Source organism: Streptomyces sp. NPDC056144, from assembly GCF_042264145.1.
Lineage (GTDB): Bacteria > Actinomycetota > Actinomycetes > Streptomycetales > Streptomycetaceae > Streptomyces.
Genome location: NZ_JBHJVF010000001.1, coordinates 174,422 through 201,113 on the forward strand (window position 1 = coordinate 174,422; position 26,692 = coordinate 201,113).

26 protein-coding genes, 1 tRNA gene and 2 pseudogenes are annotated in these 26,692 nt (G+C 73.1%); 18 read left to right on the top strand and 11 right to left on the bottom strand.

Features of this window, described 5'->3' with window-relative positions; genetic code table 11:
- Positions 1-96: 96 nt before the first annotated feature.
- From ACFC0Z_RS00750 to ACFC0Z_RS00760, 3 genes are all read right to left on the bottom strand, one after another.
- Positions 97-1,737, bottom strand: a complete 1,641-nt coding sequence (locus tag ACFC0Z_RS00750; protein ID WP_376431278.1) for an ABC-F family ATP-binding cassette domain-containing protein — start codon at positions 1,735-1,737, stop codon at positions 97-99.
- Positions 1,738-2,013: 276 nt separating this feature from the next.
- On the bottom strand, positions 2,014-2,421 hold the full coding sequence (locus ACFC0Z_RS00755) for an SsgA family sporulation/cell division regulator (RefSeq protein WP_376431279.1): 408 nt from the start codon (positions 2,419-2,421) through the stop codon (positions 2,014-2,016).
- A gap of 140 nt (positions 2,422-2,561) precedes the next feature.
- Positions 2,562-3,065, bottom strand: a complete 504-nt coding sequence (locus ACFC0Z_RS00760; RefSeq protein WP_376431281.1) for a (4Fe-4S)-binding protein — start codon at positions 3,063-3,065, stop codon at positions 2,562-2,564.
- Between the two features lie 75 nt (positions 3,066-3,140).
- On the opposite strand from ACFC0Z_RS00760, the gene ACFC0Z_RS00765 reads away from it, so the two are divergent.
- From ACFC0Z_RS00765 to ACFC0Z_RS00775, 3 genes are all read left to right on the top strand, one after another.
- Entirely contained in the window at positions 3,141-4,223 is a 1,083-nt protein-coding gene (locus tag ACFC0Z_RS00765) for a WD40/YVTN/BNR-like repeat-containing protein (RefSeq protein WP_376431283.1), read from the top strand.
- Between the two features lie 89 nt (positions 4,224-4,312).
- Positions 4,313-4,389, top strand: a tRNA-Trp gene (locus tag ACFC0Z_RS00770).
- Positions 4,390-4,430: 41 nt separating this feature from the next.
- A complete protein-coding gene (locus tag ACFC0Z_RS00775) occupies positions 4,431-4,862 on the top strand; it encodes an NTP pyrophosphohydrolase (protein ID WP_376431285.1) in 432 nt (143 codons plus the stop codon).
- Here the strand turns inward: ACFC0Z_RS00775 and ACFC0Z_RS00780 are convergent.
- Positions 4,847-5,146: a YciI family protein gene (locus tag ACFC0Z_RS00780; protein ID WP_376431286.1), complete on the bottom strand. Its 300-nt coding sequence runs from the start codon at positions 5,144-5,146 to the stop codon at positions 4,847-4,849. The genes ACFC0Z_RS00775 and ACFC0Z_RS00780 overlap by 16 nt on opposite strands.
- Positions 5,147-5,206: 60 nt before the next feature.
- Here ACFC0Z_RS00780 and ACFC0Z_RS00785 point away from each other — a divergent pair, with 60 nt between their 5' ends.
- A complete protein-coding gene (locus tag ACFC0Z_RS00785; protein WP_376431287.1) occupies positions 5,207-5,902 on the top strand; it encodes an endonuclease V in 696 nt (231 codons plus the stop codon).
- A 12-nt stretch (positions 5,903-5,914) separates the two neighbouring features.
- On the opposite strand, the gene ACFC0Z_RS00790 is transcribed toward ACFC0Z_RS00785, so the two are convergent.
- Positions 5,915-7,132: a saccharopine dehydrogenase family protein gene (locus tag ACFC0Z_RS00790; RefSeq protein WP_376431289.1), complete on the bottom strand. Its 1,218-nt coding sequence runs from the start codon at positions 7,130-7,132 to the stop codon at positions 5,915-5,917.
- A gap of 204 nt (positions 7,133-7,336) precedes the next feature.
- Between ACFC0Z_RS00790 and ACFC0Z_RS00795 the strand changes: the two genes are divergently transcribed.
- Genes ACFC0Z_RS00795 through ACFC0Z_RS00810 form a run of 4 tightly spaced genes read left to right on the top strand, consistent with a single transcriptional unit; the run spans position 7,337 to position 13,121 of the window.
- Positions 7,337-8,482, top strand: a complete 1,146-nt coding sequence (locus tag ACFC0Z_RS00795; RefSeq protein WP_376431291.1) for a CaiB/BaiF CoA transferase family protein — start codon at positions 7,337-7,339, stop codon at positions 8,480-8,482.
- Complete coding sequence (locus ACFC0Z_RS00800) at positions 8,479-9,621, top strand: acyl-CoA dehydrogenase family protein (protein ID WP_376431293.1); 1,143 nt, start codon at positions 8,479-8,481, stop codon at positions 9,619-9,621. Before ACFC0Z_RS00795 ends, ACFC0Z_RS00800 begins: the two co-directional genes overlap by 4 nt.
- A gap of 60 nt (positions 9,622-9,681) precedes the next feature.
- Positions 9,682-10,896, top strand: a complete 1,215-nt coding sequence (locus tag ACFC0Z_RS00805; protein WP_376431295.1) for an acetyl-CoA C-acetyltransferase — start codon at positions 9,682-9,684, stop codon at positions 10,894-10,896.
- A gap of 50 nt (positions 10,897-10,946) precedes the next feature.
- Positions 10,947-13,121 carry a 3-hydroxyacyl-CoA dehydrogenase NAD-binding domain-containing protein gene (locus tag ACFC0Z_RS00810; protein ID WP_376431297.1) on the top strand — a complete coding sequence of 725 codons (2,175 nt, stop codon included), beginning with the start codon at positions 10,947-10,949 and terminating at the stop codon, positions 13,119-13,121.
- Here the strand turns inward: ACFC0Z_RS00810 and ACFC0Z_RS00815 are convergent.
- From ACFC0Z_RS00815 to ACFC0Z_RS00825, 3 genes are read right to left on the bottom strand one after another with little or no spacing between them, the layout of a single operon-like run.
- On the bottom strand, positions 13,108-13,824 hold the full coding sequence (locus ACFC0Z_RS00815; protein WP_376431299.1) for a MerR family transcriptional regulator: 717 nt from the start codon (positions 13,822-13,824) through the stop codon (positions 13,108-13,110). The two genes, ACFC0Z_RS00810 and ACFC0Z_RS00815, sit on opposite strands and share 14 nt — an antisense overlap.
- Positions 13,825-13,867: 43 nt before the next feature.
- Positions 13,868-14,395 carry a Clp protease N-terminal domain-containing protein gene (locus tag ACFC0Z_RS00820; RefSeq protein ID WP_376431301.1) on the bottom strand — a complete coding sequence of 176 codons (528 nt, stop codon included), beginning with the start codon at positions 14,393-14,395 and terminating at the stop codon, positions 13,868-13,870.
- Positions 14,395-14,604 carry a helix-turn-helix domain-containing protein gene (locus ACFC0Z_RS00825; protein WP_360806148.1) on the bottom strand — a complete coding sequence of 70 codons (210 nt, stop codon included), beginning with the start codon at positions 14,602-14,604 and terminating at the stop codon, positions 14,395-14,397. Before ACFC0Z_RS00825 ends, ACFC0Z_RS00820 begins: the two co-directional genes overlap by 1 nt.
- A 56-nt stretch (positions 14,605-14,660) precedes the next feature.
- Here ACFC0Z_RS00825 and ACFC0Z_RS00830 point away from each other — a divergent pair.
- Positions 14,661-14,898, top strand: a pseudogene (locus ACFC0Z_RS00830) (Appr-1-p processing protein); the annotation flags it as partial.
- Positions 14,899-14,921: 23 nt separating this feature from the next.
- Here the strand turns inward: ACFC0Z_RS00830 and sph are convergent.
- A complete protein-coding gene (gene sph / locus ACFC0Z_RS00835) occupies positions 14,922-15,956 on the bottom strand; it encodes a sphingomyelin phosphodiesterase (RefSeq protein WP_376431303.1) in 1,035 nt (344 codons plus the stop codon).
- Between the two features lie 125 nt (positions 15,957-16,081).
- Here sph and ACFC0Z_RS00840 point away from each other — a divergent pair, with 125 nt between their 5' ends.
- Together ACFC0Z_RS00840 and ACFC0Z_RS00845 are read left to right on the top strand one after the other, a co-directional pair.
- Entirely contained in the window at positions 16,082-16,567 is a 486-nt protein-coding gene (locus ACFC0Z_RS00840) for a hypothetical protein (RefSeq protein ID WP_376431305.1), read from the top strand.
- Positions 16,568-16,679: 112 nt separating this feature from the next.
- A complete protein-coding gene (locus ACFC0Z_RS00845) occupies positions 16,680-17,531 on the top strand; it encodes an oxygenase MpaB family protein (RefSeq protein WP_376431307.1) in 852 nt (283 codons plus the stop codon).
- A 24-nt stretch (positions 17,532-17,555) separates the two neighbouring features.
- On the opposite strand, the gene ACFC0Z_RS00850 is transcribed toward ACFC0Z_RS00845, so the two are convergent.
- Positions 17,556-19,064, bottom strand: coding sequence for a M1 family metallopeptidase (locus tag ACFC0Z_RS00850; RefSeq protein WP_376431309.1), 1,509 nt, complete (start codon positions 19,062-19,064; stop codon positions 17,556-17,558).
- Positions 19,065-19,276: 212 nt separating this feature from the next.
- On the opposite strand from ACFC0Z_RS00850, the gene ACFC0Z_RS00855 reads away from it, so the two are divergent.
- The 7 genes from ACFC0Z_RS00855 to ACFC0Z_RS00885 all read left to right on the top strand — a co-directional run bounded on the left by ACFC0Z_RS00855 (position 19,277) and on the right by ACFC0Z_RS00885 (position 26,404).
- Positions 19,277-21,304 (top strand): Xaa-Pro dipeptidyl-peptidase, encoded by a 2,028-nt coding sequence (locus ACFC0Z_RS00855; RefSeq protein WP_376433402.1) that lies wholly within the window; start codon positions 19,277-19,279, stop codon positions 21,302-21,304.
- A complete protein-coding gene (locus tag ACFC0Z_RS00860) occupies positions 21,301-22,611 on the top strand; it encodes a M14 family metallocarboxypeptidase (RefSeq protein WP_376431311.1) in 1,311 nt (436 codons plus the stop codon). Before ACFC0Z_RS00855 ends, ACFC0Z_RS00860 begins: the two co-directional genes overlap by 4 nt.
- A 96-nt stretch (positions 22,612-22,707) precedes the next feature.
- Positions 22,708-22,995, top strand: coding sequence for a hypothetical protein (locus ACFC0Z_RS00865; protein WP_376431313.1), 288 nt, complete (start codon positions 22,708-22,710; stop codon positions 22,993-22,995).
- 102 nt (positions 22,996-23,097) lie between these two features.
- The gene (locus ACFC0Z_RS00870; RefSeq protein ID WP_376431315.1) at positions 23,098-23,583 is read left to right on the top strand and encodes a hypothetical protein; all 486 of its coding nucleotides are present in this window, start codon (positions 23,098-23,100) and stop codon (positions 23,581-23,583) included.
- Between the two features lie 31 nt (positions 23,584-23,614).
- Positions 23,615-25,252: an ABC-F family ATP-binding cassette domain-containing protein gene (locus tag ACFC0Z_RS00875; RefSeq protein ID WP_376431317.1), complete on the top strand. Its 1,638-nt coding sequence runs from the start codon at positions 23,615-23,617 to the stop codon at positions 25,250-25,252.
- Positions 25,253-25,265: 13 nt separating this feature from the next.
- Positions 25,266-26,006 (top strand): 2-phosphosulfolactate phosphatase, encoded by a 741-nt coding sequence (locus ACFC0Z_RS00880; protein WP_376431319.1) that lies wholly within the window; start codon positions 25,266-25,268, stop codon positions 26,004-26,006.
- Entirely contained in the window at positions 26,003-26,404 is a 402-nt protein-coding gene (locus tag ACFC0Z_RS00885) for a hypothetical protein (protein ID WP_376431321.1), read from the top strand. The genes ACFC0Z_RS00880 and ACFC0Z_RS00885 overlap by 4 nt, the downstream gene beginning before the upstream one ends.
- Before the next feature lie 180 nt (positions 26,405-26,584).
- On the opposite strand, the pseudogene ACFC0Z_RS00890 reads toward ACFC0Z_RS00885, so the two are convergent.
- Positions 26,585-26,692: pseudogene (locus ACFC0Z_RS00890) on the bottom strand (hypothetical protein); the annotation flags it as partial.

Sequence of the window (26,692 nt, forward strand, 5' to 3'; positions counted from 1 at the left end):
CGGCGACGCCGACCCGCCCTGCCCCACTGTCCGCACGCCGACCCCTCGCACGCCGCCCCCCCGCACGCCGGCCCCCCCCCGCACCCCGACCCCTCGTCAACGCACCGAGGTCACTCCCCTGACCTCCTCCGCCGTCGTCGGCCGCAGCTCACCGTCGAGCAGCAGCCAGCGCGTGATCCCCAGCGACTCCAGGAACGTCACGTCGTGGCTCGCCACGATCAGGGCCCCCTCGTACGCGTCCAGAGCCGCCGTCAGTTTCTGGACCGACGCCATGTCCAGGTTGTTCGTCGGCTCGTCCAGCATCAGCAACTGGGGAGCCGGCTCCGCCAGAAGCAGCGCCGCGAGCGTCGCCCGGAAACGCTCCCCGCCCGAGAGGGTGCCCGCGGGCTGGTCCGCCCGCGCGCCCCGGAAGAGGAACCTCGCCAGCCGCGCCCTGATCGCGTTCTGCGTCGCCTCCGGCGCGAAGCGGGCCACGTTCGCCACCACGCTCAGCTCGTCGTCGAGCACGTCGAGCCGCTGCGGCAGGAAGCGGAGCGGCACCCGCGCCTCGGCCTCGCCCGACACCGCCTCCACCTCGCCCGCGATCGTCCGGAGCAGGGTCGTCTTGCCCGCCCCGTTCCGGCCCACGAGCGCGATCCGTTCAGGGCCCCGCAGGGCGAACTCGCCGGCGACCTTCGCCCCGTACCGCAGCTCCAGGTCGCGCAGGTAGAGCACCTCGCGGCCCGGCGGCACCGAGGTGCGGGGCAGCTCGACGCGGATCTCGTCGTCGTCGCGCACCGCCTCCACCGCCGCGTCGAGCCGCTCCCTCGCCTCGGACAGCCGCTCCGCGTGCAGGGCGCGGTGCTTGCCCGCCGAGACCTGGGCCTCGCTCTTGCGGCCGTTCGCCACGATCTTCGGCAGGACCTTGTTCTCGAAGCTCTTCTGCGCGAAGCGCTTGCGCCGCGCCAACTTCAGGTGCGCGTCGGAGAGTTCCCGCTTCTGGCGTTGTACGTCGGCCTCGGCGACGCGCACCATGCGCTCCGCCGCCTCCTGTTCGGCGGCGAGGGCGATCTCGTAGTCCGACCAGGCACCGCCGTACCAGGTGACCTCGCCGTCCCGCAGGTCGGCGATCTGGTCGACACGCTCAAGGAGTTCACGGTCGTGGCTGACCACGACCAGGACTCCCGACCAGTTCTCCACGGCATCGTAGAGACGGGCGCGGGCGTGCCGGTCCAGGTTGTTCGTCGGCTCGTCGAGGAGGAGGACGTCGGGGCGGGCGAGGAGGAGCGCCGCGAGGCGGAGCAGGACCGACTCGCCGCCCGAGACCTCGCCCACGGTCCGGTCGAGGCCGACCGTGTCCAGACCGAGCTGGTCGAGCGTGGCCCGGGCCCGCTCCTCCACGTCCCAGTCGTCGGCGAGCGTCGTGAAGTGCTCCTCCGCCGGGTCGCCGTTCTCGATGGCGTGCAGCGCGGCGCGCTTCTCGGCGATGCCGAGGATCTCGTCGACCCGGCGCGAGGTGTCGAGGACGAGGTTCTGCGGCAGGTAGCCGAGCTCGCCCGTGACCCGGACGGTGCCCGAGGCCGGGGTCAGCTCCCCGGCGATCAGCTTGAGCAGGGTCGACTTGCCGGAGCCGTTGACGCCGACGAGCCCGGTGCGGCCGGGGCCGACCGTGAGCCGGAAGTCGTCGAGGACCTCGGAGCCGTCGGGCCAGGAGAAGGAGAGGGACGTGCAGGTGATGAATGTGGGGTGATGCGCCATGGAGGCCTCCCGGTCGCGCGTGAGCGTGGAATGGTCATCGCGTGGAGACACCGGGGCGCGGGGGCAGTCGTCTGCCGGAAAAACCGTCGGTCAGGAACGGCTCGTACGCCGAGGTCGAGAACGGCACACGCGGCACAGGGGGCACGCGCGGCTCGGTGTCTCAAACCTCAGACGAGCAACGTCCTTCTCCGATCGGGTGACAACAAGGTCGATATCGACGGTACGACCCCGACCGGGGAAGGGCAAATGATTTACGGAGGGGCTCCGCGAGGCGGCCTACGAGAGCAGGCGCGCGAGGTCCTCGTCCCAGTCCAGGTACTGGTGCTCCCGTCCCGCCGGCACCAGGTCCTCCGACCGCTCCAGGAAACGCCGCAGCTCCGAGGTCCGCACGTGCACCATCGCCACCCCCTCCGGGGCGTGGAACTCGACGACCGTGCGGTCGTACCCGTACGGCCGCAGGCGTACGTCCCCGTCACCGGCCGGCCGGTCGACGCCCTCGACGAGCAGCTCGCGGGCGAACGCCCACGACACCTCGACGCCCTCCAGCGTCGCCGGGGGCGGGAACGCCATGCTCACGGCGTACGGATCCTCACGGTCGTACCGCAGCGTGGCGGGAACCGTCTCCATGCGGGGGCAGGAAGCGACCAGACGGGCTTGCACGGACTGCTCGATGACGGCGGACAAGACCGGCTCCTCTCGCGGGCTTCGGATCCTGTGCGTCTCCCCGACACCAGGGCACCTGACACCAAGAAGGACGAGCGGAAGCACCGGAACGTGCACTCGAAGGGCACGTGAGCTGCGTCACCGTACGGAGAAGCCCGTGGTCAGCGCCGTTCGGCGTCGTCGTCGTCCGGCTCCGCGCAGGGGCCGGAATGGTCGCAGTACGGCTGGTTCCCCGACGCCCCGCAGCCGCACAGCATGACCCGCGTCTCGTGCCGGTCCCCCTGCGGGCCGGTCACGAGCAGGTCGCCGCGCAGGACCAGCTGCCCCGTCGGCGTACGGAGCACGGAGGTGGGGGAGTCCGGGAGCTCGGCGGCGGAGCCGGCCGGGCGGTGGCGGTACTGGAGCGCCCCCGAGGGGCAGCGGCGGATGACCTCGGCGAGGACGTCGGGATCGGCGGCGTCCGGCAGGATCCACGGGCGCCGCGCGAGGTCGAACACCTCGGGCAGACCGTGCACGCACTCGGCCGCGTGCAGACAGCGCCGCGGCTCGAAGGTGACGGTGATGCCCTCGCCCTCGTACTCCTTGATCTTCGGCTTCTCCTCGGCGGGCGCGGACGCGGACCCCGGCGCGGACTCGGGCGCGGATGCGGTCGTACGGTCGCTCATGCGGCCAGCCTAGGAACGGCGGGGGAGGTACGCACCCTGGACGGGGCCCGGCCGGGGACGCTAGCTTCCGGCGCCATGACGTCCAAGGGGAAGACGAGACGAATGATGTCGGTGGGGCTGATCGGGGCGGCGCTCGCGCTCACCCTCGCGGCACCCGCGCGCGCCGGGGAGACCCCCACGGCGGCGGCCGGCTGGCAGCTCACACCGACCGGCACCGACGCCCGCTTCCGCGGGCTCGCGGCGGTCGACCGGTCCACCGCCTGGGCGGCGGGCTCCCGGGGCACGGTCCTGCGCACCACCGACGGCGGGCGGAGCTGGCGCGACGTGTCGCCGGCCGGGGCGGCCGACCTGGAGCTCCGCGACGTGGAGGCCTTCGACGCCCGCAGGGCCGTCGTCCTCGCCATCGGCGAGGGCGAGGCGTCCCGCGTGCTGCGCACCGAGGACGGCGGCGCCACCTGGACCGAGTCCTTCCGGAACACCGACCCGCGCGCCTTCTACGACTGCCTGACCTTCTTCGACCGCCGCCACGGCCTCGCCATGAGCGACCCGGTCGACGGCAAGTACCGCATCCTCTCCACCAGCGACGGCGGCCGCTCCTGGGAGGTCCTGCCGAGCGCCGGCATGCCGGAGGCGCTGCCCGGCGAGGCCGCCTTCGCGGCGAGCGGCCAGTGCCTGGTCTCGGCCGGCCCCCGCGACGTGTGGCTCGCCACCGGCGGCGGGGCGACCGCCCGTGTCCTGCACTCCGGCGACCGGGGTCTGACTTGGACCGCCACCGACACCACGATCCCGGCGGGCGACCCGGCCCGGGGCGTCTTCGGCCTCGCCTTCCGCGACCGCACCCACGGCATCGCCGTCGGCGGGGACTACCGCAAGGACCAGCCGTCGCCGCGGGCCGCGGCGGTCACCGGGGGCGGCGGCCGGAGCTGGACCGCGTCGGCCACGCCGCCGCCCGCCTACCGCTCGGGCGTCGCCTGGCTCCCGCACAGCAAGTCGGCCGCGCTGGCCGTCGGCCCGACCGGCACGGACCTGACCACCGACGGAGGCCGCACCTGGCGGACCGTCGACACCGGCTCGTACGACACGGTCGACTGCACGGCCGACGGCTCATGCTGGGCCTCGGGCGAGAAGGGCCGCATCGCCCGCCTGGGCCGGAACTGACGGGGCACGGCCGCTCCCCGGGCGGGGCGCGCGCCGGGAAAACCGGTTGGCGGGGAGATCGGCACGATGACAGTCTGGGCGCACACCGAAGGGGTGTAGCTCAGATGGCCAGAGCGCCGGTCTCCAAAACCGGATGCCGCAGGTTCGACTCCTGTCACCCCTGCCATACGCGTCACCGCCGCTGTACGGGGCTGGGATGCTGGGGCCATGAACTCTGTGGACCCGGGGTCCCGGCCTCTGCTCGTCGTGGACGGGGCCAACGTCGTGGGATCGGTGCCCGACGGCTGGTGGCGCGACCGGCGCGGGGCCGCCGAGCGGCTGCGCGACCGGCTCGCCGTGACCGGGGGGCCGGTCGACGCCCCGTACCCCGGCCCGTACGAGATCGTCCTGGTCGTCGAGGGCCGTGCTCGCGGCGTCGCCTCCGTCCCCGGTGTACGGGTCGAGGAGGCCACCGGCAGCGGCGACGACCTGATCGCCGAACTCGCCGAGCTCGCCGCGCGGGCGAACGCCCGGCCGTGTCTCGTCGTCACGGCCGACCGCGAGCTGCGCCGGAGAGCGGAAGCGGCGGGCGCCCGCTGCGTGGGCCCGCGCAGTCTGCCGAAGCCGCTCCCCGGTCCGCCCGCTCAGGAAGGCAGTTGATCCCGGTACGGGGCGAGGCCGTCGACCGTCTTGGTCGCGTAGAACTCCGTGATCCGGTACGTGCAGATGCCCGCCGTGCTGAACGGGTCGGCCGCCGCGATCGCCTCGATCTCCGCGCGGTCGACCCCGGTGGCCAGGATCACCCCGCCGTCGCGCGGGTTCTTCCGCCCGGAGGCGAGGAACACGCCGGCGGCGAACTGGGCGTCGAGCCACGCGACATGCGGGGCGAGCAGCGCGTCGGCCTGCTCGACGGGCGCGGTGTAGGTCAATTCCAGTACGAACATGCACGTCAGGCTACCGGGACCCTCCTGCTCGCCCCCGCGGGGCCATAGGCTGGCCGCACTATGACGATCATCGGGATTCCGGCGGGCTGGCCCGCCGACGAGGAAGCCGCTCGGGACGTCCAGCGGGAGTTGCGGGCGCGGATCGTCCTCGACGAGGAGGGACCGGCCGTCGGCGAGGGCCACGTCACCGGGCTCGACGTGGCCTACGACGACGAGCGGGACCTCGTCGCCGCCGCGGCCGTCGTGCTCGACGCGCGCACGCTCGACGTGGTCGAGGAGGCGACGGCGGTCGGCCGGGTCTCCTTCCCGTACGTCCCCGGGCTCCTCGCCTTCCGGGAGATCCCGACCGTCCTCGCCGCGCTCGACTCCCTCACCGTCGACCCCGGCCTCCTCGTCTGTGACGGTTACGGCATCGCCCACCCCCGCCGCTTCGGCCTGGCGAGCCACCTCGGCGTGCTCACCGGGCGCCCGGCGATCGGCGTCGCGAAGAACCCCTTCACCTTCACGTACGAGCAACCCGGCGATCAGCGCGGTGAGTTCAGCGCCCTGCTGGCCGAAGGCGAGGAAGTGGGCCGGGCGTTGCGAACCCAGTCCGGGGTGAAGTCGGTGTACGTCTCCGTCGGCCACCGGGTCTCCCTGGACCGCGCCTGCGCCCACACCCTCCACCTCACCCCGCGTTACCGCGTCCCCGAGACGACCCGGCATGCCGACTCCCTCTGCCGCAGGGCCCTCAAGGAGGCCCAGGGCGTGGGCTGACCGCCGACGCGGTCAGCTCCGGTGCGCCACCCGGAAGCGGATGCCCGCCGCGCTCAGCCGATCGATGAGCGCGTCGCCCATCGCCACGGCCGTCGTCACCTGGCCCGCCGTCTTCGGCAGCGGGTCGAAGGCGAGGCAGAGTGCCGACTCGGCGAGCATCTTCGCCGTCTCGTCGTAGCCGGGGTCGCCGCCCGACACCTCGGTGAAGACCCGGCGTCCGCCGCCCTCGCCGACGAACCGCACCGAGAACCAGCTCCGCGCCCGCCGTTCGGCCGAGGGTCCGCGCCCCGGCTCGTAACGCTCCATCAGCCAACGCCGTACCGCGGGGAGTTGGGCGGCGACGGCGCCCACGCTCACCGCCGCCGTGCCGCCGAGTGCCATCGGGAGCGTCTTGACGGAGGCGTAGTGGCGGTAGCGGAAGTCGGGGCCGTACCGGTCGAGACCGGCCGCCGAGCGGGTCACGACCTGGGGGTCGAGCGTCGGCAGCGGCAGCGCCCACGTGCCCGTCTCCCGGCTGAACCGGGGCGCGCCCAGCGGTGACCGGGCCCGGCGCCCCACCAACCGGGGCGCGTGGAGCCGTCGTTCGCGCGCCGCCGCGAGCAGGTGCCGTCCCCGGCCTAGGGCCGTCAGGGCGGAGGCGAAGGTGCCGCCCGAGAACGTGGCCCCGGCCCGGACGAAGCCGTCGACGGTCAGCGGTACGCCCTCCGGGAGCTGCCGCACGGTGTAGTACGCGCCCAGGTCGTGCGGGACGGAGTCGAAGCCGCAGGCGTGCACGATCCGGGCGCCGGTCTCCCGGGCGCGGGCGTCGTGGCGCACGTACATGAGGTCGACGAACTCGGCCTCGCCGGTCAGGTCCAGGTAGTCCGTGCCCGCCTCCGCGCAGGCGGCGACGAGCCCCTCCCCGTACCAGACGTACGGTCCGACCGTCGTCGCCACGACCCGGGCCGAGGACGCGAGCGCGCGCAGCGACTCCGGGTCGCCCGCGTCGGCGACGACCAGCGGCAGCTCCGCGCAGTGCGGCCACCGGGCGGCGAGCCGCTCGCGCAGCGCCCTGAGCCCGGCGGGGTTGCGGCCCGCGAGCGCCCAGCGGCACCCGGCGGGGGCGTGTTCGGCCAGGTACTCGGCGGTCAGCCCGCCGACGAAACCGGTGGCCCCGAAGAGCACCACGTCGTAGTCCCGGGTCCCGCCCGTGACGCCCTCGTGCGCGGTCGCGCCCGCCCCTGTCTCCATCGAGCCCCTCGTTCCGGCCGTCACGCCACCGCCCCGCGCGGTCGTCGTCGGCGGAGGATAGCGGAAGGCGCGGGCCCGGACGCCAGGGCCCCGCACCGGACACATTTCCAAGCGCTTGCTCGGCCGAAGGGCTTGTGTCGAGTGGAACACGTTCCTAGCATCTCCGGTGTTACATCATTGGTGTCACACACTCCTGGGGGCTCGATGAGCACGACGCACACCGCCCGGAACGGCCCGCTCGCCGGGGTCCGTGTCGTCGAACTCGCCGGCATCGGCCCCGGCCCCTTCGCCGCCATGCTCCTCGCCGACCTCGGCGCCGACGTCGTCCGCGTCGACCGCCCCGGCGGAGCCGGCCTCGGCATCGACCCGGCCCGCGACCTCACCAACCGCAACAAGCGCTCCGTCCTCGTCGACCTCAAGAGCGAGGACGGGGTCGCCACCGTGCTCGACCTCGTCGACCGCGCGGACATCCTCGTCGAGGGGTACCGGCCCGGCGTCGCCGAGCGCCTCGGCGTCGGCCCCGAGCCCTGCCTCGCCCGCAACCCCCGCCTCGTCTACGGCCGGATGACCGGCTGGGGCCAGGAGGGCCCGCTCGCCGCGACCGCCGGACACGACATCGGCTACATCGCGCTCACCGGCGCCCTCGGCATGATCGGCCCGGACCCCGACGGCCCGCCCACCGTCCCCGTCAACCTCGTCGGCGACTACGCGGGCGGCTCGCTCTACCTCGTCGTCGGCGTCCTCGCCGCCCTCCAGCACGCCCGCGCCCACGGCGAGGGCCAGGTCGTCGACGCCGCCATCGTCGACGGCACCGCCCACCTCACCACCATGATCCACGGCATGCTCGCGGCCGGCGGCTGGCAGGACCGCAGGGGAGTCAACCTGCTCGACGGCGGCTGCCCCTTCTACGGCGTGTACGAGACCTCCGACGGCGGCCACATGGCCGTCGGCGCCCTGGAGCAGCGGTTCTACGAGGAGTTCGCCCGCCTCCTCGGCCTCGGCGAGGCCGCCGCCGCCCGCCAGGACCTCGCCCGCTGGCCCGAGCTCCGCGTCGCCGTCGCCGAGCGCTTCCGGAGCCGTACCCGCGCGGAGTGGACCGCCGTCTTCGACGGCTCCGACGCCTGCGTCGCCCCCGTCCTCTCCCTCCGCGAGGCACCGGACCACCCGCACCTCGCCGCCCGCGCCACCTTCACCGAGCACGGCGGCCTCGTCCAGCCCGCCCCCGCGCCCCGCTTCTCCGTCACCCCCGGGGCGATCCGCCGGGGCCCCGCCCTGCCCGGGGCCGACACCGCCGAGGTCGCCGAAGACTGGGCCGTACCCACCCTCAAGCCCCAGGAGTCCGCATCGTGAAGCGTCAGATCTACACCGAGGACCACGAGGCCTTCCGCGCGGTCGTCCGCACCTTCCTGGAGAAGGAGGTGCTGCCCCACTACGAGCGTTGGGAGAAGGACGGCATCGTCTCCCGGGAGGTCTGGCTCGCCGCCGGCCGGCAGGGCCTCCTCGGCATCGCCGTCGACGAGGAGTACGGGGGCGGCGGCAACCCGGACTTCCGCTACGGGGCGGTCCTCGGCGAGGAGTTCACCCGCGCCGGCGCCCCCGGGCTCGCCATCGGCCTGCACAACGACATCATCGGCCCCTACCTCACCTCCCTCGCCACCGACGAGCAGAAGCGGCGCTGGCTCCCCGGCTTCTGCTCCGGCGAGACGATCACCGCCATCGCCATGACGGAACCCGGCGCGGGGTCGGACCTCCAGGGCATCCGGACCACCGCCGAGGACCACGGCGACCACTGGATCCTCAACGGCTCCAAGACCTTCATCTCCAACGGCATCCTCGCCGACCTGGTGATCGTCGTCGCCCGCACCACCCCCGAGGGCGGCGCCCACGGCCTCTCCCTCCTCGTCGTCGAGCGCGGCGCCGAGGGCTTCGAACGCGGCCGGAACCTCGACAAGATCGGCCAGAAGTCCCAGGACACCGCCGAACTCTTCTTCACCGACGTCCGCGTCCCCAAGGAGAACCTGCTCGGCGAGCTCAACGGCGCCTTCATCCACCTGATGACCAACCTCGCCCAGGAGCGCCTGGCCATCGCCGTCGCCGGCATCGCCGGGGCCGAACACCTCCTGGAGCTCACCACCCGGTACGTCAAGGAGCGCGAGGCCTTCGGACGCCCGCTCTCCCGGCTCCAGCACGTCCGCTTCGAGATCGCCGAGATGGCCACCGAGTGCGCCGTCACCCGCACCTTCGTCGACCGCTGCGTCGAGGAGCACGCGGAGGGCGCGCTCGACGCCGTCCACGCCTCCATGGCCAAGTGGTGGGCGACCGAGCTCCAGAAGCGGGTCGCCGACCGCTGCCTGCAACTGCACGGCGGATACGGCTACATGAGCGAATTCCCGGTCGCCCGTGCCTTCACCGACGGCCGGATCCAGACCATCTACGGCGGCACGACCGAGATCATGAAGGAGATCATCGGCCGCTCCCTCCTCGGCTGACCCTCCGCACCTTTCCCTCGTCACCCTCACCGCGAAAACCCTCACCGCGAAAGGCTTCTCGTGAGCACCGAAGCGTACGTGTACGACGCGATCCGCACCCCGCGCGGACGCGGCAAGGCCAACGGCTCCCTGCACGGCACCAAGCCGATCGACCTGGTCGTCGGCCTCATCCGGGAGATCCAGGCCCGCCACCCCGAGCTCGACCCGGCCGCCATCGACGACATCGTCCTCGGCGTCGTCGGCCCGGTCGGCGACCAGGGCTCCGACATCGCCCGCATCGCCGCCATCGCCGCCGGCCTGCCCGACACCGTCGCCGGCGTCCAGGAGAACCGCTTCTGTGCCTCCGGCCTCGAAGCGGTCAACATGGCCGCGATGAAGGTCCGCTCCGGCTGGGAGGACCTCGTCCTCGCCGGCGGCGTCGAGTCCATGTCCCGCGTGCCGATGGCCTCCGACGGCGGCGCCTGGTTCGCCGACCCGATGACCAACCTGGAGACCAACTTCGTCCCCCAGGGCATCGGCGCCGACCTCATCGCCACCATCGAGGGCTTCTCCCGCCGCGACGTCGACGAGTACGCCGCCCTCTCCCAGGAGCGCGCCGCCGCCGCGATCAAGGACGGCCGCTTCGCCCGCTCGATCGTCCCCGTGAAGGACCGCGCCGGACTCACCGTCCTCGACCACGACGAGTTCATCCGTCCCGGCACGACCGCCGACTCCCTCGCCCGCCTCAAGCCCTCCTTCAAGGACATCGGCGAGCTCGGCGGCTTCGACGCGGTCGCCCTGCAGAAGTACCACTGGGTCGAGGAGATCGACCACGTCCACCACGCGGGCAACTCCTCCGGCATCGTCGACGGCGCCTCCCTCGTCGCCATCGGCTCGAAGGAGGTCGGCGAGCGGTACGGGCTCCGCCCGCGCGCCCGGATCGTCTCGGCCGCCGTCTCCGGCTCCGAGCCGACCATCATGCTCACCGGCCCCGCGCCGGCCACCCGCAAGGCCCTCGCCAAGGCGGGCCTCACCATCGACGACATCGACCTCATCGAGATCAACGAGGCCTTCGCGGCCGTCGTCCTGCGCTTCGTCAAGGACATGGGCGTCTCCCTGGACAAGGTCAACGTCAACGGCGGCGCGATCGCGCTCGGCCACCCGCTCGGCGCCACCGGCGCGATGATCCTCGGCACCCTCGTCGACGAGCTGGAGCGCCAGGACAAGCGCTACGGCCTCGCCACCCTCTGCGTGGGCGGCGGCATGGGCATCGCCACCGTCGTCGAGCGCGTCTGACCGTCCCGTACCGACCCCCTTCCACGGACTTCTACGGAGAAGCAGCAGTCATGAGCGAGAGCACCACCATCCGCTGGGAACAGGACGCGACCGGGATCGTCACCCTCGTCCTCGACGACCCCAACCAGTCCGCCAACACCATGAACGAGGCCTTCCGCGCCTCGATCACCGCCACCGCCGACCGCCTGGAGGCCGAGAAGGACTCCATCCGCGGCATCATCTACACCTCCGCCAAGAAGACCTTCTTCGCGGGCGGCGACCTCAAGGACATGGTCAAGGCGGGCCCCGAGCACGCCCGGGCCATCTTCGAGTCCGCCCTGGAGATGAAGGACGCGCTCCGCCGCATCGAGACCCTCGGCAAGCCCGTCGTCGCCGCCATCAACGGCGCCGCGCTCGGCGGCGGCTACGAGATCGCGCTCGCCTCCCACCACCGCGTCGCCCTCGACGCCCCCGGCTCCAAGATCGGCCTGCCCGAGGTCACCCTCGGTCTCCTCCCGGGCGGCGGCGGGGTCACCCGTACCGTACGGCTCATGGGCATCACCGACGCCCTGCTCAAGGTCCTGCTCCAGGGCACCCAGTACGCGCCCCAGCGCGCCCTCGCGAGCGGCCTCGTCCACGAGATCGCCGCCACCCCCGAGGAGATGATGGCCAAGGCCATCGCCTTCATCGACACCCACCCCGAGTCCCAGCAGCCCTGGGACGTCCCCGGCTACCGCATCCCCGGCGGCACCCCGTCGAACCCCAAGTTCGCCGCCAACCTCCCGGCCTTCCCCGCCAACCTGCGCAAGCAGCTCAACGGCGCGCCCTACCCGGCGCCGAAGGCCATCATGGCCGCCGCCGTCGAGGGCTCCCAGGTCGACTTCGCGTCCGCGAGCGTCATCGAGAGCCGGTACTTCACCGAGCTCGTCACCGGCCAGACCGCGAAGAACATGATCCAGGCGTTCTTCTTCGACCTCCAGGCCGTCAACGCGGGCGCCAGCCGCCCCAAGGGCGTCGAGAAGCGCCAGGTCCGCAAGGTCGCCGTGCTCGGCGCGGGCATGATGGGCGCCGGCATCGCGTACTCCTGCGCCCGGGCGGGCATCGAGGTCGTCCTCAAGGACGTCACCGCCGAGTCGGCGGCGAAGGGCAAGGCGTACTCGGAGAAGCTCTGCGCGAAGGCCGTGAGCCGGGGCCGTACGACCCAGGAGAAGGCGGACGCGCTCCTCGCCCGCATCACGCCCACCGCCGAGGCCGCCGACCTGGCCGGCTGCGACGCGGTCATCGAGGCCGTCTTCGAGGACACCTCGCTCAAGCACAAGGTCTTCCAGGAGATCCAGCACGTCGTCGCCCCCGACGCGCTCCTCTGCTCCAACACCTCGACGCTCCCCATCACGGCCCTCGCCGAGGGCGTGGAGCGCCAGACCGACTTCATCGGCCTGCACTTCTTCTCGCCCGTCGACAAGATGCCGCTCGTCGAGATCATCAAGGGCGAGCGGACCGGCGACGAGGCCCTGGCCCGCGCGTTCGACCTGGTCCGCCAGATCAACAAGACCCCGATCGTCGTCAACGACTCCCGCGGCTTCTTCACCTCCCGCGTGATCGGCCACTTCATCAACGAGGGCGTCGCCATGGTCGGCGAGGGCGTCGAGCCCGCCTCCGTCGAACAGGCCGCCGCGCAGGCCGGCTACCCGGCGAAGGTCCTCTCCCTGATGGACGAGCTGACCCTCACCCTCCCGCGCAAGATCCGCAACGAGACGCGGAAGGCGATCGAGGCGGAGGGCGGCGTGTGGGTCACGCACCCGGCGGAGGCGGTCATCGACCGCATGGTCGACGAGTTCGGCCGCCCGGGCCGCAGCGGCGGGGCGGGCTTCTACGACTACGACGAGACGGGCAAGCGCGCCAAGCTCTGGCCCGGGCTGCGCGAGCACTACACCAAGCAGGGGTACGAGATCCCCTTCCGCGACATGCAGGAGCGGATGCTCTTCTCCGAGGCGCTCGACACCGTCCGCCTCCTGGAGGAAGGCGTCCTGACCTCGGTCGCCGACGCCAACATCGGCTCCATCATGGGCATCGGCTTCCCCGCCTGGACCGGCGGCGTGCTCCAGTACGTCAACGGGTACGAGGGCGGGCTGCCCGGCTTCGTGGCGCGCGCCCGCGAGCTGGCGGAGACGTACGGCGAGCGGTTCGCCCCGCCGGCGCTCCTCGTCGAGAAGGCCGAGCGCGGCGAGGTCTTCACGGACTCCTGAACGCCGACCGCAGCTCCTCGCTCAGCGAGCGCTGGAACGCGGTGACGAGGGCCTGGACCACCATCGGCTGCATGTGCGCCGAGAGCGACTTCATCGCCGTCAGGTGGTCCGGGTCCTCCCCGCTCTCCCGGTACGGGCTCCACACCTCGTCCCGGAAGAGCCGGAACAGCTCGTGGGCGGCGGACCGGGCGTGTTCGAGCAGGACGGTCCGCGAGGCGAGGATGGTCTCGTGGGCGATGGGCACGTCGAGCAGCTCGACCCCGAGCCGCAGCAGGGAGGCGTCGAGCCGGTACGTACCGGGGACATCCGTCTCCTCCACCACCCCCATGGCGGCGAGCCGCTCCACGTCCTCCCCGGTCAGCGCCCGCCCGGCGCGCCGCTCCAGCTCGGGCAGGGTGATGGTCTCGGCCGACTCGGGAGCCCAGGAGGCCACGAGGGCCCGATGGATGGCGAGATCCTGCGCGCTGAGATCGGCGGGCAGCTGCTCCAGGTACCGCTCGATGGCGGCGAGCGTCATCCCCTGCCGCTGGAGCTCCTCGATGAGCGCGAGCCGGGCCAGGTGCTCGGCCCCGTAGTGCCCGACCCGCCGCGCGCCGATGACGGGCGGCGGCAGCAGCCCCCGGGTCCCGTAGAACCGCACGGTCCGCACGGTCACCCCGGCGCGGGCGGCCAACTCGTCCACGGTGTACACGATCGAGTCCATGGCGAAACAGTATTGCTGTCTCACCAGTGCTGTAAAAGGTGTCTCACCGCGCCGCGACGGCGGCCTCCACCGCCGAGAAGGTCACGCCGTGGTCGGCGAGGACCTCGGCGACGACTCCGCCGGTGGTCGTGAGCGCGAGCAGCAGGTGCTCGTCCCCGATCTCGCGCTCCTTCCGCGCGAGCGCGACCCGCAGCGACTTCTCGATGACGGTCTTCGCCTCTCGCGAGAACCGCCCGGACCCCTTCCGTCGGCCGGCGAGCGCACCGACCCCGTGGGTCTCCTCGACCCGCTCGACGATCGCGCCGACATCGATCCCGAGCGAGGCCAGGGCCTCGGCGTCGGCCCGCGAGAGCCCGGCCCGCCGCCGCGCCTCGGCGAGCGAGTCGACCAGCGAGCCCCGCCGTTCGGCCGGACACAGCGCGAGCAGCGCGGCGGAGGCCCGGGTGCCCTCCCGGTCGAGCAGCGCGAGCAGCAGATGCTCCTCGGTGACGGCGGGCGCCTGGCTCCGCTCCGCGTGCTCGACCGCGCCCGTGACCACGGCCCGCGCGGCCTTCGTGAACCGTTCGAACATCACTGCCTCCCGTACTTCTTGTGGACGGCCTGCCGACTGACCCCGAGTTCGGCAGCGATCTCCTGCCAGGACCACCCCTGGTTGCGCGCACTGCGCACCTGGACGGCCTCCAGCTGTTCCAACAACCGCCGCAGGGCGGAGACGGCCCGCAGCCCCACACGGGGATCACGGTCACCGGCTCGCGCGGCGAGATCGGTCGCATCGCTCATGCCTGTCAATCTAGGTTGACAGGCGTCGTGGCGTCAACCCCGGTTGACAAGGAGGGGAAGCGGCCTACCGCCGCTGGTACCGCGACCGCGAGACGGGCGGCTTCGCACTCGGCGCGGCCCCGTTCGTCGAGGTGGCCCCGGACCTGTGGGTCGTCGACCCTCGGCGCGTCGGTCCACATGCCCCGCATCGGCTGCGGCCTGGCCGGCGGCGAGTGGAGCGAGGTGGAACCGCTGGTGCGGGAGAGGCTGATACGACGGGGGATACCGGTCACCGTGTACGACTTCGCCGGGTGACCGACATCCCCTCGGGGTGCGTCCTAGTAGCCGACCACCGGGTAGTGGTCCGACAGGTTGGTGTACGTGTACGAGGTGCCCCAGCTGGTGACCGTCCAGGGGGTCGTCGACTCCGGGATCACCTCGTTCGTCCAGTTCGCCGGGCGGGCGTTGCCGGAGCGGTAGAGGACGTAGTCGAGGTCCTCGCGGGGGTCGGTGGGGTAGCGGTACGAGGCGATCGAGTTCTGCGCGGTGTCGAAGGAGTACGGGTGGCCCGTGCGGGCGTCCGCGGGTGCGAGGTCCGCGTCGGCGAGCATCGTCGCGTACTCGGGGGTCCGCGAGTCGACGTTCATGTCGCCCGCGACGATCACCTGCTCGCCCGCCGGGATGTTCTTCGCGTCGAGGAACGCGTCCATCGCCTTGAACTGGCGGCTGCGCATCTGTGCCGCCTCGCCCGCCGAGCACCCGGGGTCGGTGGACTGGGCGTGCGTGCCGACCACGTGGACCCGGGTCCCGTTCACGTTCAGGACGGTGTAGACGAAGCCCTTGTTCGAGTACCAGTCCGCGCCGCACGCGTCCTTGTAGACGTACTGCTCCTTGCGGAGGATCGGCCACTTGCTGAGGACCGCCACCCCGCCGTCCTCCGGGGTGGTGGAGGAGTAGGCCCCGCCGGTCGCGTCCCAGCCCGTCTTCGAGCGGCCCATGACGGGGGTCTGGTAGGGGTACTGACCTGCGGCGTTCGCCTTCAGTGCGTCCGAGGAGGAGTTGTCGAAGGCCTCCTGGACCACGACCACGTCCTGGCTCTGGAAGAAGGGCGCGGCGGGGATCGCCTTCGCGCGGTGGTCCTGTCCCCAGTTCGGGTAGAGCGTCTTCGAGAAGAGGAAGGTGTTGTACGTGAGGACCTTCAGGCGCGGGGTCGCGGTGACCGCCTCGGAGGCGGCGGTCGCGGCCGGAGCGGCGGCCACCAGGGTCGCGGCGGCGAGCGCGAGGGAGAGGACGGCACTGGGGGCGCGGCGGATCGCGGTGAGGGTCAAGGTAACTCCCGTGCGGGTGTGAGGGGTTGATCTGGCGAGCCACATCAAATCAGCCGGGGTTACCTCCGGGTAGCTTTCCGGTGCCGGGAATCTTGCCGAGTTCGCACATCGGCGCCAATTCTCTGGCCGGTGTCTGAATTGTCACTTTTTGGAACAGGTAGAATGCGCGCATGACCCTCGCGAACTCCACCGTCTTCAAGACCGACCTCGGTCCTCTCAACCCCGTCTGGGCCGAGCTCATCCTCGGAGCCGTGCTGTTCGGGCTGACCTTCCTCATCATGGCCAAGGCCATCCTGCCCAAGATCAAGCGCACGCTCGACCAGCGTGACGACGCCATCGAGGGCGGCTCCGAGCGCGCCGACGACCTCCTCTCCGAGGCCACCCAGATCCGTGAGCAGTACGAGGCCGAGCTCGCCGAGGCCCGCCACGAGGCCGCGCGCATCCGCTCCAAGGCCGTCGAGGAGGGCTCGGCCGCCATCGCCGCCGCCCGCGCCGAGGGCACCGCCGAGCGCGAGACCATCCTCGCCGCCGGCACCGCCAAGATCGCCGCCGAGCGCGAGGCCGCCGAGCGCGAGCTCACCGCCGACGTCGACGCCTGGGCCCACGCCCTCGCCGGCCGCATCGTCGGCGAGCCGGTCGGCGCCGACCGCTCCTGATCTCCGGACTTCCCTGAAGGGGCCGTCCCCGGCGCAACGCCGGGGCCGGCCCCTTCGTCGTACCGGAAGGAGCCGGAAGAAGGATGATGGACTCGCCGTGAGGAGCACGCCCATGGAGCACCACCCCGTCCCCCCGCCCCCTGGTGGAGTCCTCTGGTCCGTCGCCGGGGACATCCGCGCGCTCCTGATGCTCCCCGCCGCCCTCACCCTCCAGGTCGCCCATCCCGCCATCGGCGCCGGCGTCGACGACCACTCCGTCTTCCGCACCGACCCCTGGGGCCGCGGCGAGCGCTCCCTCCGCTCGCTCCAGCTCTGGACCTACGGCGGCGAGGAGGCCGCGGAGGAGGGCCGCCGCCTCCGCGAGCTGCACCGCACCATCCAGGGCACCGACGCCCACGGCCGTCGCTACCACGCCCTCACCCCGGCGTACTACTCCTGGGTCCACGCCACCGGCTTCCCGATCTACCGGCACGGGCTCCGCCTCCTCGCCCGGCCCCTCACCGAGGCCCAGGAGCGGCAGCTGTACGCCGAGTGGCTGCAGGTCGGCCGCGTCCTCGGCATCCACGACCGGGACATGCCGCAGACGATCAAGGAGTTCTGGCCGTACTACCGCAAGGTCCTCGCCGACGAGATCGAGGCCACCGTCGTCGTCCGGGAACTCCTCGACACCGACCTCCCGGTGCCCGCCCCCGACCGCGGCCCCCTGCCCGTCCGGCTCCTCCTCCGCGTCCTCTGGCCCGTCCTGCGCCGCCCCTTCCTGCGGCTGCGGGCCTTCCTCACCGTCGGCTTCATGCCGCCGGACGCCCGCGCGGCCATCGGCCTGGAGTGGACGGACGCCCAGGACCGCGCCCTGCGCCGCTTCGCCCGGGTGGTCCGTGCCGTCGTCCCCGTCCTCCCCGAGCGGCTGCGCTACCTCCCCCTGGCCCGGAAGGCACGCGAGGCCGCCCGCCGCGCGAAGCGCTGACGGACGGCCCCGGTCCCCGCGGGATCAGTGCCGGTCGTGGACCGTGTTCGTGACCGCGATCTTCTTCCACGACTTCGGCTGTACGGGCTTGGCGTCGGCGCCCGAAGCGGCCAGGGACCGGGAGGCCGCGCCGGTCACCGTCGACTCCGCGGGCTTCGACGGCTGGTACAGCCACGTGTCGAAGAGGCCCGTCAGCTGCTTCCCGGAGACCTTCTCCGCGTACGCCACGAAGTCCGAGACCCGCGCGTTGCCGTAGGCGAACTCCTGCGGCCAGCCCTTCAGGACCGCGAAGAAGTCCTCGTCGCCGATCTCGTTGCGCAGCGCCTGGAGCGCCAGCGCGCCCCGGTCGTAGACGGCCTGGTGGAACTGGTTGTCCGCGCCGGGGTCGCCCGGCTTGACCGTCCAGAACGGGTCCTCGGCCGGCCGAGTCGCGTACACGTAGTCCGCCAGTTCCTGCGCCGTGCCCTCGCCCTCCTTCTCCGACCACAGCCACTGGCTGTAGCGCGCGAAGCCCTCGTTGATCCAGATGTCCTTCCAGTCGCGGACGGACACCGAGTCGCCGTACCACTGGTGCGCGAGCTCGTGCACGACCACCGACACGTTCGCCCCGTTGGCGAACTGGCGCGGGCTGTAGAACGGCCGGGTCTGCGTCTCCAGGGCGAAGCCGCTGGTCACGTTCGGCACGTACCCGCCGAGCGCGTTGAAGGGGTACGGCCCGTAGACCGACTCCAGCCACTCCGCGATCTCGGTCGTCCGCTCGATCGAGGCGCGCGCCGCCCCGTCGTTGTCGCCGAGCTGCTTGCTGTAGGCGTTGAGGACCGGCAGCCCGTTCGCCGTCCGGTCCGTGGTGATGTCGAACTTGCCGACGGCGAGCGTGGCCAGATAGGTCGCCTGCGGCTTGTTCGAACGCCAGCTGTAGCGGGTCCAGCCGAGCCGCGAGGACTGAGCCTGGAGCACACCGTTGCTGATGGCCTGGTGGCCGTCCGGCACGGAGACCGAGACGTCGAACGTGGCCTTGTCGAGCGGGTGGTCGTTGGACGGGAACCACCAGGCGGCCGAGTCCGGCTCCTGCGCGGCGACACCGCCGTCGGGCGTACGGGCCCAGGCCGACCAGCCGTCGACCTTGAACTCCGAGGGCTTGCCCGCGTACTTCACGACGACCGTGATCGCCTTGTTCTTCTCCAGCGGGACGGCCGGGGTGACCTCCAGCTCGTGGTCGCCCGAGGAGGCGAACCGCGCGAGCCTGCCGTTCACCCGGACCTCGCTGACCTTCAGGCCGAGGTCGAGGTTGAACCGGGACAGGTTCTGCTTCGTCGTGGCGAGGATCGTCGCCGTGCCTTCGAGCAGGTCGGTCGCGGGCTCGTACTTCAGCCGCAGGTCGTAGTGGGAGACGTCGTAACCGCCGTTGCCACTGGTCGGGTAGTAGGAGTCGCCGATGCCCGGCGCGCCGGGAACGTAGCTCGCCGCCGATGCCGGGATCGCCAGCAGGAGGGAAGCCGCGAGGGCGCTCGGAACGATGATTCTGCGGTGCACGGGTGCTCCCAAGTCAGAGGAAAAGTCAGACGCGTGGGTGGTCGTCGGTCCTTAGTTCGTACTCTGATCGGACCTTATTCAGCCCCTCGACGCACCGTCACGTCCAGAGCACCCCCCGTCACACGATCGCCATTCGGCCGACATGAACCCCTCCCGCCTCAACCGCACTCTTTTGCCCACGAGTCGACCGGGGTACGTTCCGGCCCATGCCGATGCAGAAGATGGAGAAGCGGAGAACCCGCGGAGCCCGACTGACGTACGGAACCCTCGTGGCCACGGCGACCGCCGCCCTGTTCGCCACCCTCGTCACCCCCGCCGGCGCCCGGCAGGAGCCGGCCCGGGCCGCCGCGCCCGCCGCGCGGGTGTCGCAGCCGGTGTACTCGTACGCCGACGCCGTCCGCGAGTCCGTCTGGGTCGACACCGGCCTCGACGGCGACGGCGACGGCCGCACCGACCGGGTCGCCGTCGACGTCGTCCGGCCCCGCGAACCGGCCGCCGCGGGACGGAAGATCCCGGTCATCATGGACGCCAGCCCGTACTACGCCTGCTGCGGGCGGGGCAACGAGAGCCAGAAGAAGACGTACGACGCCGACGGCAACCCCGTGCAGTTCCCGCTCTTCTACGACAACTACTTCGTCCCGCGCGGCTACGCCTTCGTCGCCGTCGACCTCGCCGGCACCAACCGCTCCGACGGCTGCGACGACGTCGGCGGCCGCTCCGACGTCGGCTCCGCCAAGGCCGTCGTCGACTGGCTGAACGGCCGCGCCCGCGGCTACACCACCCGCACCGGCACCACCCGCGCCTCCGCCGGCCGCTGGAGCGACGGCTCCGTCGGCATGATCGGCAAGAGCTGGGACGGCACCATCGCCAACGGCGTCGCCGCCACCGGCGTGGAAGGGCTGAAAACGATCGTCCCGATCGGCGCCATCTCCTCCTGGTACGACTACTTCCACTCCCAGGGCGCCCCGCTCTACAACGCCAACCCGAGCTGGCTCTCCGAGTACGTCAACAGCCCCGAGGCCCAGGCCCGTTGCGCCGCCGTCCAGGAGCGGATCACGAACGCCACCCCGTACAGCGGCGACTGGACCCCCGCCTGGACCGAGCGCGACCACGTCCGCGACGCCGCGAAGGTGAAGGCGAGCGTCTTCGTCGTCCACGGACAGCAGGATCTCAACGTCCGCGCCAACCAGTTCGGCCGGTGGTGGGAGGCCCTCGCCGCGAACGGCGTCGAGCGGAAGATCTGGCTCTCCCAGACCGGCCACGTCGACCCCTTCGACTTCCGGCGCGCCGAGTGGGTCACCACCCTGCACCGCTGGTTCGACCACTACCTCCTCGGCTACGACAACGGCATCGACCGCGAACCCGTCGCCGACATCGAGCGCGCCCCCGACGTCTGGGCCACCGACCGCACCTGGCCGGCGCGCGGCACCGCCGTCACCACCATGCGCCCCGTGCGCACCGCCCAGCCCGGCGCGGGCGGCCTCGGCCTGACCCCGGCCGCGCCCGGCTCGACCGCCACCCTCACCGACGACCCGGCCCTCGGCGAACTCGACTGGGCCGCCCGGATCGACGAGGACACCCCGGAGAAGGCCGGGTTCGTCACCCGCCCGCTCTCCCGCGACCTGCGGATCTCCGGCTCCTCCAAGGTGACGGTCACCGCCACCCCGTCCACCGCCACGGCGCACCTCTCCGCCGTCCTCGTCGACCTCGGCCCCGACACCATCCGCGACTACGCGGCGGCGGGCGAGGGCATCACCACCCTGGGCGACCGCACCTGCTGGGGCGCGAGCACCGAGGGCGACAGCGCCTGCTTCAAGGTGACCAAGGCCCGGACGGCGAACGTCGAGAGCACGGTCGTCAGCCGCGGCTGGGCCGACCTCGGCACCTGGGCGGACCCGCGCAAGGAGCGCCCGCTGACCCCCGGAAGGGCGTACACCCTGACCCTGAATCTCGCCGCCACCGATCACGTCGTCCCGGCCGGCCACCGGCTCGCGCTCATCGTCGGCGGCACCGACAGGGACCTCCTCGACCCCCCGTCGACCACCCCGACCCTGACCCTCGACCTCGCCCGGACGTGGGCGAAGGTGCCACTGGTCGGGGGAGCGGAGGCGTTCACCCGCGCCACCACGGGTACGGCCCCGAGCGTGACCGCGCCCACCGCCGTACCGTCCCCGAACCGTTCCGTACCGCCCGTCGGCATCACCGGCCCGCGCCTGCCAGGTGGGGGAACCGTTCGGTGACACTCCGTACCACCTACGGGAGTTCGCGGCGGACGCCCGCCCTCGTGGCGGGCGCCGCCGCCCTCGCCCTGCCGTTCGTCACCGCCCCCGCCAAGGCGGCGGAACACGCGCCCCCGCGCCCCCGCACCGGCTTCGAGACGAGCCAGGGGGACCGGTGGACCACGGAGGCCGAGGAGCGGGACTTCCTCGCCGCCGTCGACCGCGCGAGCGACCGCCTGTCGCTCCGCACGATCGGCACCACGGCCCAGGGCCGCCCGCTGCGCCTCGCCACCCTCGGCGCGCCCGCCGCCGGGACGACCGTGCTCCTCGTCTGCGGCCAGCACGGCGACGAACCGGCGGGCCGCGAGGCCTGCCTGAGCGTCCTCCGTGACCTGGCCCTCGCCGAGGACACCGGCCCCCGCGACGTCCTCGCCCGGACGACGGTCCTCGTCGTCCCGAACGCCAACCCCGACGGCCGCGAGGCCGGCACCCGGGGCAACGCCGCCGGTATCGACGTCAACCGCGACCACCTCGCCCTGCGCACCGCCGAGGCGCGGGCCCTGGCCACCGTCCTCCGCGACCGGCAGCCCGCGCTCGTGTACGACCTCCACGAGTACGAGACGACTCCCCGTCACTACGACAAGGAGCTCCTCACCCTCTGGCCCCGCCACCTCGACGTCGACCCGGCCGTCCACGACGAGTCCCGGACGCTCGCCGAGTCCTACGTCCGGCCCGCCGCCGCCCTCGCCGGCCACAGCACCGGCGTCTACGGCATCTGGACCGACCCCCTCACCGGCCGGCCGGTCAAGCAGATCGCGGGCGACGGCCAGGAACGCATCCTGCGCAACGCCGTCGGACTCAAGCACGCCGTCGGCCTGCTCGTCGAGACCGCCGAGGACGCCCTCGACGAGGCCGAACGCGCCGACCGCGCCCTCAACCACCGGCGCAGGGTCGCCACCCAACGGGCCGCCCTCCAGGGCATGTTCGCGTACGTCGACGAGCGCCGCGCCCCCCTCGCCGCCGCCACGGCCGCCGCCCGGTACGAGGGCTTCACCGACACCGGGCCCGTCCACTTCGGCGGCGCCGACAACGACCCTCCCGAACCGGGCGAGGTGCTCGCCGACCCGCCCTGCGCCTACCGCCTCGACCCCCGGCAGTACGCGGGCGTGGCCGACGAACTCGACCTCCATGGCGTCACCGTACGGCCGGAGGGGGACGGCGGGGCGCTGGTCCCGCTGCGCCAGTCGCGGCGCGCCCTCGTCCCGCTGCTCCTCGACGCCCGCGCCCCCCACCACCTCGTCGGTGGGAGTCCCGTGGAGAAGTGCTGAGGGTGGTGTGCGCGGGGCGCGTGGTGAGGTGACGGCGGTCCACGGCGGGGCCAGGCTCCGCACCCGTACACACCCCCACGAAGCTCCGGAGCCCCCATGCGCCGCCGCGTCCTCACCCCCCTGCTGACCACGACCCTGCTCGCCGGAGGCGTCCTCCTCGGCCAGACGGCCGCCGCCGGAGCCGCCGGGGCGGACCCCGTCCGGTGCGCGCCCGCCGAACTGCAGGCCGAGGCCCACCAGGAACGCGTCCGCGCCGACCGGCTCCGCGACCTCGGCGCGCGGGAGGCGGCCCGCGAGGCCGACGCCCGCGCCGACGTCCTGGAACGACGTGCCCGCCAGTGCGCCGACGCGGACCGCGACAACGGCCGGCCGTTCTGGAAGTGACCCCCGAGGGGTCCGGTCCCTGAACGGTTCGTTCCGGGACCGGGACATTTCCGGGACCGCGCAGCCATGGAACGGGCCGGACCCCGGCGAAATACTGGCCGTATGCCGTCAGCGCACACGCTCCTCGACCTCACCGCCCCAGGCCTCACCGCCTCGGACCTCACCGCCTCGGACCTCGCGGCCTCCGACCTCGTGGTCGACGGCCGCCCCCTGCTCCACCGGCTCGACGAGGCGGAGGGCATCGACGCCGTCCCGCCCCTCGCCGCCGACCTCCCGCCGGTCCTCCGCGCCGACCACGTCCGGGCGCTCCTCACCGCACCCCGTACGGCCGTCCGCCGGACCCTCTACTCCTGCCCCGACTGCGCCGACGGCGACGCGCTCGGCTGCGGCACCGTCTCGGTCCTCGTCGCGCACGACGGCGAGGACGTCGTCTGGAGCGACTTCGCCTGGCAGACCGAGAAGGAGATCGACCCCGTACGCGACGGCTACCCGGGCGTCGGCCCGTACCGCTTCCGCGCCGACGCGTACCGATCCGCGCTCCTCGGCCTGCTCGGCGTCGGAGCCCCCCTGGTGGGCGCCGCCGTCTGACCCGGCCCCGTCGCCTAAAATGCGTTCCCTGATGACTGCAACCCTCGTCGCCAAGGACCTCGCCGCCGGCCACGGCGAACGCACCCTCTTCGCCGGGCTCGACCTCGTCGTCGCCCCCGGCGACGTCATCGGCCTCGTCGGCGTCAACGGCGCCGGGAAGTCGACCCTCCTGCGCCTGCTCGCCGGGCTCGACACCCCGGAGGAGGGCGAGCTGCGGCTCTCCCCGCCCACCGCGAGCGTCGGCCACCTCCCGCAGGAGCCCGAGCGGCGCCCCGGCGAGACCGTGCGCGAGTTCCTCGCCCGCCGCACCGGCGTCGCCGCCGCCCAGACCGCCATGGACGAGGCCACCCAGGGCCTCGTCGACGGCACGCCCGGCGCCGACGACGCGTACGCCGAGACCCTCGACCGCTGGCTGAACCTCGGCGGCGCCGACCTCGACGAGCGCGCCGAGGAGGTCGCGGGCTCCCTCGGCCTCACCGTCGGCCTCGACCAGCCGATGACCTCGCTCTCCGGCGGCCAAGCCGCCCGCGCGGGCCTCGCCTCGCTCCTCCTCTCCCGCTACGACGTCTTCCTCCTCGACGAGCCCACCAACGACCTGGACCTCGACGGTCTGGAGCGGCTCGAAGGCTTCGTGAAGAGCCTGCGCGCGGGCACGGTCGTGATCAGCCACGACCGCGAGTTCCTCACCAGGACCGTCACCAAGGTCCTCGAACTCGACCTCGCCCAGCAGCAGATCACCCTGTACGGCGGCGGGTACGACGCCTACCTGGAGGAGCGCGCCACCGCCCGGCGGCACGCGCGCGAGGACTTCGAGGAGTACTCCGACAAGAAGGCCGCCCTGGAGGGGCGCGCCCTCATGCAGCGCAACTGGATGGACAAGGGCGTCCGCAACGCCCGCCGCAAGGCCGGCGACAACGACAAGATGAGCCGCAAGCTGCGCGGCGAGTCCAGCGAGAAGCAGGCCGCGAAGGCCCGCCAGACCCAGCGCATGATCGAACGCCTCGACGTCGTCGAGGAGCCCCGCAAGGAGTGGGAGCTGCGGATGGAGATCGCCTCCGCCCCGCGCTCCGGCTCGGTCGTGGCGACCCTGCGCGAGGCCGAGGTCCGCCGGGGCGACTTCTCCTTCGGTCCCGTCTCGCTCCAGATCGACTGGGCCGACCGGGTCGCCGTCACCGGCGCCAACGGCGCGGGCAAGTCGACACTGCTCGCCGCCCTCCTCGGCCGCCTCCCGCTGGACTCCGGCGACGCGGGCCTCGGCCCGGGCGTCGTCGTCGGCGAGGTCGACCAGGCCCGCAAGCTCTTCCACGGTACGGAGACGCTCCTGGAGGCGTTCTGCGCGGCCGTCCCGGACACCGAGCCCGCCGAGGTCCGCACCCTCCTCGCCAAGTTCGGCCTCAAGGCGGAACACGTCCTGCGGCCCGCGACCACGCTCTCCCCGGGCGAGCGGACCCGCGCCGCGCTCGCCCTGCTCCAGGGCCGGGGGGTGAACCTGCTCGTCCTCGACGAGCCGACCAACCACCTCGACCTGCCGGCCATCGAGCAGCTGGAGTCCGCCCTCGACTCGTACGCGGGCACGCTCCTCCTGGTCACCCACGACCGGCGCATGCTCGACGCCGTCCGCACCACCCGCCGCGTCGAGGTCGCCGACGGCAAGGTGACCGAGCTGTGACGACGGCGCGCTCATGACGGTCTCCTTCGGCTGGGGGCCCGTGGAGGCACGGGCCCTCGCCGCCGGGAGCCCGGAGCCCGTCTGCGTCGTCGTGGTCGACGTGCTGTCCTTCACCACCTCCGTCGGCGTCGCCGTCGAGGCCGGCACCGCCGTCCACCCGTACCCGTGGCGGGACGGGACCGCCGTCGCGTACGCCCGGGAGCGGGACGCCGTCCTCGCCGTCGGCCGCCGCGAGGCGACCGAGGCGCACCCCTGGTCGCTCTCCCCGGCCGCCCTGCGCGCCGCCCCGATGCCGCCGCGCCTGGTCCTGCCCTCCCCGAACGGCTCCACCATCGCGGCCGAGGCCGCCGCGCGCGGCGCGACCGTCGTCGCCGCCTCGCTGCGCAACACCACCGCCGTCGCCCGCTGGCTCACCGCCCGGGGGTACGGCTCCGAGGGCCGCCCGCTCACCGTCATCGCCTCCGGCGAGCGGTGGCCCGACGGCTCGCTGCGCCCCGCGCTCGAAGACCTGCTGGGCGCGGGCGCGGTCCTCGCCGCGCTCGGCGCCACCGGCCCCATGACCCCCGAGGCCACCGCCGCCGCCACGCTGTGGACGGCGACGAACGACCCGGTCGCCGCCTTGCACGGCTGCGACTCGGGCCGTGAACTGTACGAGTACGGCTATCCGCAGGACGTGGCCGTGGCCGCCGAGCTCGACAGCTCGACGACCGTCCCCGTCCTCGTGGACGGCGCTTTCCAGGAGGCAGCACCATGACCGACCTACTGACCCGGCTGACCGAGATGCTGGACGACGTCGACGCGGACATCGACGCGACGATCGACCTCGCGGACGAGATCGCCGCCTCGGGCGACGCCGCCCTCCTGCCGCGCCTCCAGGCGGAGCTGGACCGGGCCCTCGCCGAGCAGGACGCGTACGCGCGCGAGCTGCTCGGCGGCGTCCTCGCCGCCATCGGCGGGGCCGACGTCCTCCCGGCGCTGATCCGCGCTTCGGCCGTCGACCTCGGCGACGACCAGGACGGCCTCGCCGCCCAGATCGTCGACCTGGTCCAGACGGACCCGAAGACGGCGGGGCACGTCCTGCGCCCGCTGACGGAGGACGAGGACCTGACGGTCGCGAACCGCGCCGAATGGGCGCTGCGCTTCCTGCCGTAAACCCTCGGTAGACCCTCCGGGACACGAGAGAAGGCCGCGCCCCCCCGCCCCCCCGGGGGGGGGGCGGCGGGCCGGGGGCGGGGGGGCCCCGCGCCCGCGGCCGGCCCCCCCCCCCCCCCCCCGCCCCGCCCCGGCGCCCCAGCCGTACGCGGAGCCGGTGGACACCGCCGCAACGCTGTGGACCCCCCCGGCCACCACCGAGACGGCGTTGAACAGGTTGCTCACGTTCACCGGCGTGCTGCGGGGTGTGGTCGTCCCGTCGCCGAGCTGCCCGTTGCCGTTGTAGCC